The sequence below is a fragment of the Frankia tisae genome, assembly GCF_025403405.1.
Classification (GTDB): domain Bacteria; phylum Actinomycetota; class Actinomycetes; order Frankiales; family Frankiaceae; genus Frankia; species Frankia tisai.
The window spans coordinates 1-6,373 of sequence record NZ_JANEZT010000378.1 but is presented as its reverse complement, the minus strand read 5'-3'; the positions used below and the strand labels follow the sequence as shown (position 1 = coordinate 6,373).

Genomic DNA, 6,373 nt, shown 5'->3' with positions numbered 1-6,373 from the left:
CGAGCTTGATAAGGTGGCCGAACAGCTGAACGGAAGGCCGCGGCAGACGTTGGGCTGGGCGAAGCCGGTCGAAGTCTTCAACGATTTGCTGGCGAAGCATGCGTCGCTATGACCGCTTGAATCCGCCCAGTCTCTACCCGCGAGGCCGAGGCGTCGGCGAAGAGCAAGCCGAACGCCGACGTCCATCAAGCGCAGTTCGACGACGTCGTACAACGCGGGCGATGTGGCCACGCGCGCGGCGGCCGCGGCCAGGTCGCCGTCATCGCCGGCGTTCCTCAGCAGGCCGCGAGCGCCCGCTCAAGTGTCGCGTCCAGATCGTCCATGGCCCGTCCGAATCACCGCCGCCGTCCCCGAATCGGACGGGACGCTGCCCGCTAGTGGGAGCTGAAGCGCGCCGTGTTCACACGGTTGCTCTCGTCGTATTCCTCGGCTGCCGCGAGCATCTTCTGGCCGATCTCGACGAGTGTCTGGTGCAGAGTTGTCGCGCTCGTGTTCCAGTCGTTGAAGAGGTCGCGGAATGCCGTCGCGGCGGTGCCTTCCCAATTGCCCTGGAGGCTCGAGATCTGGGTGTGCAGCGAGCTGAGCTGGCCCTCGATCTCGCCCGCCGCGTTGGTAACCTGACCCGCCACCGCGCGGACCTGCTCCGGGTCAACCTGGAATTCGGGCATAGCTACTCCTCTGGGTACGCGAAGATTGGCGAACGTACATCGGCGGCTGTCCGTGCCGCTTCAGCGTCAGGCGCGAGCGGGCTGCCGGAGGCCGATGTTCGAAATGTCGCGACGGATCCTTTCCCGGATGGGCGGGAGCGCCGGGCCCGCCCAGGGCTGAGAAACGTTGCTAGGCATTCGTTACCCCCGTAACGCCTGCGCGCGAGCTAGTCACGACGAAGATCCTGACCTGAGTTCAGTATACGCCGCCGGACGACGGTTCGGCGCAATCCTAGCGGTATCGTCCGGCGTGTTCAGAGGGCCGCCGGTCCGGTTTTGTTGATGTTGAGAAGCGATGCCTCTGACACGGTCACGACAACTTCGTCGCCACGTGATCCGGCTCGCGCTAGTGTTGGTGTTACGTCGGCGTGCTATCGGGGGCGCGCGCTGTTTCAGCTGCGAGGTTCGTGCGGGTGGCGATCGATGATCTTCCTATGCCGGTGGTCACCTTTCTCAACGTGATCGGCGTGCCGTGGCCGTACGTCAACGAGGACACGGTGAGCGAGTTCGCGTCGCTGGTACGCCGGTTCGGGCAGGCCGTGGAGACGACGCACCGGGACGCGACCCAGCGGGTCCAGGGAATCGCGGCGGCGTACCAGTCGACGGCGTCGGCGCGGATGGTCGACGGCTGGCAGAAGATGTCCGACACGCACGTGACCGAGATCGTGGACGGGTGCGAGGTGCTCGCGGGGGCGCTGGACGTGGCGGCGGCCTACATCGTGACGCAGAAGGGCATCGCCCTGGCCGAGCTGGTCGGGATGGCGTCGGCCTTCGCGGCGGACCAGGTGGCGGCGGTCGTGACCCTGGGGCTCGCGGAGGCGGCCGCGCCGGTGATCATCGCTGCTGGGAAGAGGCTGATGGAGTCGCTGCTGCTGGACCTCGAGCAGCATCTGATCGCGACCGTGGCGAACGCGGCGCTGGAGCCGCTGATGGCGAAGGTGGATGCGGCCGTCGCCGGGCTGGACTGGTCCCAGTCCGGCGCCGAGGGCCCGGCCGGGGACGGCAAGGTCGAGCTCAACGCGGACGACGCGCGGGGGCACGCGATGGCCCTGGACTGGACCGCGGCCGAGATGCGCGGCCACGCACAGACGTTCGCCGCCGGCATCCGGGCCCTGCAGTTCTGACGATCGTGACCAAGCGGGAGCTGCAGATCGTCCTCCGGAAGGCCGCCGACGGCGCGTTCGAGAAGGTGGGCGCCAAGCTCGCCGAGGTCCAGGAGAAAACGTCGAGCCTGGTCAAGACCAGCATCGCCGCCGAGGAAGGCGCCGACGGTGCCGGCGCGCGGGGAATGCGCGAGATAGAAGGCGGTGCCTTCTCGGCGGCCGGCGGGCCGGCGACGCCGCGGCGCGTGCCTGGGACGCCCGCGGGGTCCGTGCCGAGTAACGAGATACCCGTGGGCGGCGGGTCGGCGCCCCGATTCGTCTTCACTCCCACCGGGATCATCGATACAGCGTCGCCGGAGCTGCGGAAGCAGATCGACGACGTAGCCGACTCGATGATCAACAATGGTATACTGCCGACCGGAGTCCGTCAGGGTGGTACTCGCGGCCTGCCGGGTGTCTACCAGAACAGAAGCAATGCATTACCAGCCCAGCCACTGGGTTACTATCGGGAAGTTGACGTCTGGCCCGGCCCCGGCCCGCGTGGAACTCAGCGGCTTATCATCGGGGGAAACAACGAGGTCTGGTACTCGCCTGACCACTACGCCACCTTCCGGAGGGTACGATGACGTGGATCCAGCCGCCGGCCGGGCTCATCCCTCATTCCGGCGTTCCCCTCCTGGTCGGCGGGGCGAGTCGGATGAAGGCGCGGGACTACTACCAGTCCGCGGGCGGAACCGTCGTCGAACTCGCCGTAGCTGATGTTCAGACGGTCAAGGATCTCATTGACGCCCTGAAAAGCCTCCTCCCCTTTCCCGAATGGTGTGGGTCGAGCTGGGACGCGCTCGACGACGCTTTCGAGGAGCTGCGCGAGGGCTGGTCCTTCCCGGTGATAATAATTGTTGACGGACTGCCCGAGCTGCTCGGCCGGAACCGTCAGCTCGGCCTGCAGACGGTGATTCGCTTCAACGGTCTGACCGAAGCTTTCTCCAGTGCGTCGGCCCAGCTGGAATTCATCTACGTCGACGACGGCGCCGAGCGGCAGTAGGGTACCCCCGGTTCTGACGATGGCGAACAATCGTGAGTCGAAAATCTTCCTCACGGAGGCCGCGGAGAGCGCCGCCGACGGGGTCGAGCGAGTAGGCAACAAAATCGCTGAGGTTCAGGAAAAAACCTCAATGCTGGCCAAGGCCAGCATTGAGGCCGTGCAGAGTGCTGACGGTGCCGGTGAGCAGGGACTGCGCTCGTTGGAAAGCGAGATCCCCGCGGTCACCGGCGGCTCGGCGACTCCGAAGCCCGCGAACGGAACACCCGGCCCGAGCGGCATCGAGGTGCCCTCGCCCGGCCCCGCCGTCCCTGGTTCGCCGGGCACGGTGCCATCGACATCCGGCGGGAGGGTGCTTTCGGCCAGCGGCGCGCCGCGGCTGAGCGCCGTCGGCACCTCGACGACCGACGTCGTCGAGGGGGCACGACTGCCGGCCTCGGCGAGCACGCCAGCTTCAGGTGCGGTGGTGCCGGCCAAGCTCCGCTTCAGCCAGGAGAACATCGGCTCGAAAACCCGAGACGGGACTCCGGTGAGAAGTCTGGCTGACAGCATGCGTAGCGACGGTTGGCAGGGTAACCCGATCGACGCCGTCCAATATCCGGACGGCTCCCTCACGAGCATCGACAACAGACGTCTCTGGGCGGCGCATCAGGCCGGCCTCCCTGACGTCCCGATACGCCAGCACCTGCCGAGCGAGCCTTTTCCAGCGAAACGGGCGCTTTCGTCCTCGTTCACATTGCCAGCTGACATACGGCAGGTGGGCCCAGACACCTACGTGCTAGGTGGTCAAGAGGGTACGATAGTGTTTAGAAAAGGTGCCCATCCGCGGACGTGGGGACAGGCTGCACTGTTTCGGGCGGTACGGCAGGACTCGCTGCCCGACGGCTCACCCTTCCCGATTTCCGGGCGATACGACCTTCCCCGTATACTTGGCAGGTAGGCGGAAATGACCAGAGTCCCACGATTGTGCGGGGGGTGAAGAAGATCAAGGAGCCGTCAGATATCTTTGCGGCATACCTGCGGAACGACGGGAGACGCGCCGCCGGCGATAGCCTGGTCGATTTCATGGCGAATGCGGATCGCCGCCTTGAGGCCGAGCTCCTGGCGGACTATCTGGCCAGCGGCGAGAGGTGGTTGCCTCTCGGCAGGAACGGGGGGGTCTGGCGGGGATCACGATGCTGGATGGGGCCGGGCACGCCGGGCGCTCCCACAGCGAATGATCTTTGGTTCGACACGGTCGAGCTCTCCTTGTCGGTCCTGGTGCCACGCCCACCGGACGAGATCGACTCCTGCTCGACGGAAGACCTGGAACAGGTAACTCCGTTCGTTGGCTGGTTGGCCATCCGTCCAGTGGCGGTTTGGCAAGTACTGGGCTTCGCCCGGGCGACTGCTTGGACTCCACCGGCCGAGGTCGCGGGGCAGCCGCCGGCCACGTACGCGAGCGGCCTCACTGGCGTCGAGACCGATGGCTACGTCACGTTCTTCGGAAAGGCGTTGGCAGGCCCCGAGGTGTGGTCCGCCGCCGCTGCTGCCGTCTCGCCCGCGCAGCTGTCCGGTCTCTGGCCGGAAGATCACGACATCGAGCTCGGCGACTGGTACGCCGAGGGCATGCTGGAATTGCTCAGACGGGGATATGCCACTCAGCCCGGTCTCGGCGTAACTGTCAAACCCGAAAGGCCAGAGTACTCGGTGGAGGAGGCGGACCGGCCCGGCGGAGCATGCTTTCGGACCACGGTTTCCGCACAGATAGGGCTGCTACCTCCACAGATCGATGAAGAGTGGGGCGATGAAGAGCGGGGCGAGGTGCTCGACCGCGGTTCGTTCGACCATTCCACTCGTTGAGGTCGATCCACAGCCCGCGGCTCGGTTCGACCCTGGAGTCTGACTTCTTGCGGCGCGAGACCGTGTGGGTCCGAGTCAGGCGGGCGCGGTGGTGAGGATGAGGGTGTCGGGGCGGCGGGGGCGTTGCAGGGTGGCGATGTGCGCCGGGAGGATCTGACCGCGCCGGCCGTTGAACGGCATCAGGTCGGTGCGGGTCTCGACGCTGAAGAACAGGTGCTGGGCGTCCTGCTCGACGAGGACGCGGACCAGCTGGTCGCTGCTGCGTGATCCGCTGCCGCGGGCCGCCTGGGCCAGGGCGACACCCAGCGCCAGCTCCGACGCATAGGCGAGGTACGGGGCGAGCTTGCTGAAAGGCTGCGGCGCCGTCCCGTAGAGGAGCTCGAAGTCGTCGACGAGGAGCATCAGCGGCGGCCCGTCCGGCGTGAAGTCGCCCTGCTGGTCCCCGGGGCCGCCGACAGCCCCGAGCGCGGCCGACGCCGCCGAGCGTCGCTCGGCCAGCTCGGCCTCGAGCTTCGCGACCAGCGGCGCCAGCTCGGCCGGCACGTGCGCGCCGTCGAACTCCACGCCCGCGCCGCGCAGCCGCCGGCTCAGGTCGCCCCGGTAGTCGACGACGAACAGGCGCGTGCCTGCGCCGAGGGCCGTCAGGTCGCGCGCCAGCCGGGCGAGTAGAGCCGTGCGGCCGGTGCCGGCGTCGCCGACGAGGTGCAGCAGGTTCCCGGCCCGCGGATCGAACGGAACCCCGGTCGGGCCCTGCTCGCTGACGCCGACGCAGGCCCGCCCCGCGGCCGCCTCTCGGCGCGGGAACCGCAGCCAGTCGTCGCGGTCCAGGTCGCTGAGCATGATCAGCGGTGGCGCGGCGGAACCGGGCCAACGGCGGTCGGCGTAGGCGCGCAGCTCGGTGGCCAGCCGGGGCAGGGACTCGCCGCGGGCGGCCCACGCGAGCTGGGTAGCCAGCCCGCCGTCGACCAGCCCCCGCCCCGGCATCGCGCGGGGCACCCCGGTCGCGAGGAGGCGGGAGAACTGCGACTCCTGCGGGTCGTTGAGCCGCAGCTCAACGCGGGTGCCGACGCTGTCGAGGTGCTGTGGGCGGATGTCGGCCCACCGGCCGCTGGTGAACACGACGTGGACACCGAACGACGGCCCCTCCGCGAGCAACCGGCCCAGCGTGTCTTCCAGCTCGGGGAAGCGCTGGCGCAGCGCGCGGTAACCGTCGAGCAGGAGAACGATGTGGCCGCGGTCGGCCTCGGGTTCGCCGGCGCGCACGCGGGCCAGCCAGTCCGACATGGACGCGACACCCAGCGCGCGGAACCGGCGGGCCCGGTCGTCCAGCAGAGCGTCGAACTCGGTGAAAACGCGGCGGACCCGGTCCGGCTCGGCGGCGACGGCGACGGCGCCGAGGTGCGGCAGGCCGTTGAGCATGCCGAGGCCGCCGGCGCCGAGGTCGACCCCGTAGAACTGCAGCAGGCGCGGCGGATGACGCAGGGCGGCCCCGGCGACGATGGCGTGCAGGCAGCTGCTCTTGCCCGACTGGGGTGCCCCCACGATCGCGAGGTGCCCGTCCAGGTGCGCCGCGTCGTAGACGAGCGGCGGCTGGCGGCGCCGCTGCGGCACGTCGATGAGCCCGATCGGGACTGGCACGCCGGCGGCGGCCGGCCCGCCGGCGGCGGGCGGGGGTGGTG

The 6,373-nt window shown here is 68.7% G+C and carries 7 protein-coding genes; 5 read left to right on the top strand and 2 right to left on the bottom strand.

Going from position 1 to position 6,373, the window contains the following annotated elements:
* Positions 1 to 374 precede the first annotated feature (374 nt).
* Positions 375 to 668 carry a WXG100 family type VII secretion target gene (locus NBZ85_RS25975; protein ID WP_261558044.1) on the bottom strand — a complete coding sequence of 98 codons (294 nt, stop codon included), beginning with the start codon at positions 666 to 668 and terminating at the stop codon, positions 375 to 377.
* Positions 669 to 1,120: 452 nt separating this feature from the next.
* On the opposite strand from NBZ85_RS25975, the gene NBZ85_RS25970 reads away from it, so the two are divergent.
* Genes NBZ85_RS25970 through NBZ85_RS25950 form a run of 5 tightly spaced genes read left to right on the top strand, consistent with a single transcriptional unit; the run spans position 1,121 to position 4,694 of the window.
* Positions 1,121 to 1,831 (top strand): WXG100-like domain-containing protein, encoded by a 711-nt coding sequence (locus NBZ85_RS25970; protein WP_261558045.1) that lies wholly within the window; start codon positions 1,121 to 1,123, stop codon positions 1,829 to 1,831.
* 5 nt (positions 1,832 to 1,836) lie between these two features.
* The gene (locus NBZ85_RS32865) at positions 1,837 to 2,436 is read left to right on the top strand and encodes a ribonuclease domain-containing protein (RefSeq protein ID WP_261558046.1); all 600 of its coding nucleotides are present in this window, start codon (positions 1,837 to 1,839) and stop codon (positions 2,434 to 2,436) included.
* Positions 2,433 to 2,855: a barstar family protein gene (locus NBZ85_RS25960; RefSeq protein WP_261558047.1), complete on the top strand. Its 423-nt coding sequence runs from the start codon at positions 2,433 to 2,435 to the stop codon at positions 2,853 to 2,855. Before NBZ85_RS32865 ends, NBZ85_RS25960 begins: the two co-directional genes overlap by 4 nt.
* A gap of 19 nt (positions 2,856 to 2,874) precedes the next feature.
* Positions 2,875 to 3,792: a ParB/Srx family N-terminal domain-containing protein gene (locus NBZ85_RS25955; RefSeq protein ID WP_261558048.1), complete on the top strand. Its 918-nt coding sequence runs from the start codon at positions 2,875 to 2,877 to the stop codon at positions 3,790 to 3,792.
* 35 nt (positions 3,793 to 3,827) lie between these two features.
* Positions 3,828 to 4,694, top strand: a complete 867-nt coding sequence (locus tag NBZ85_RS25950) for a hypothetical protein (RefSeq protein ID WP_261558049.1) — start codon at positions 3,828 to 3,830, stop codon at positions 4,692 to 4,694.
* A 75-nt stretch (positions 4,695 to 4,769) separates the two neighbouring features.
* Here NBZ85_RS25950 and NBZ85_RS25945 read toward each other — a convergent pair.
* Positions 4,770 to 6,373: FtsK/SpoIIIE domain-containing protein (locus tag NBZ85_RS25945; protein ID WP_261562776.1), on the bottom strand; the 1,604-nt coding region annotated here is incomplete at its 5' end.

Coding starts and splice junctions, on each gene's coding strand:
- NBZ85_RS25975 (WP_261558044.1), bottom strand. CDS start 668: ATGCCCGAATTCCAGGTTGACCCGGAGCAGGTCCGCGCGGTGGCGGGT.
- NBZ85_RS25955 (WP_261558048.1), top strand. CDS start 2,875: ATGGCGAACAATCGTGAGTCGAAAATCTTCCTCACGGAGGCCGCGGAG.
- NBZ85_RS25960 (WP_261558047.1), top strand. CDS start 2,433: ATGACGTGGATCCAGCCGCCGGCCGGGCTCATCCCTCATTCCGGCGTT.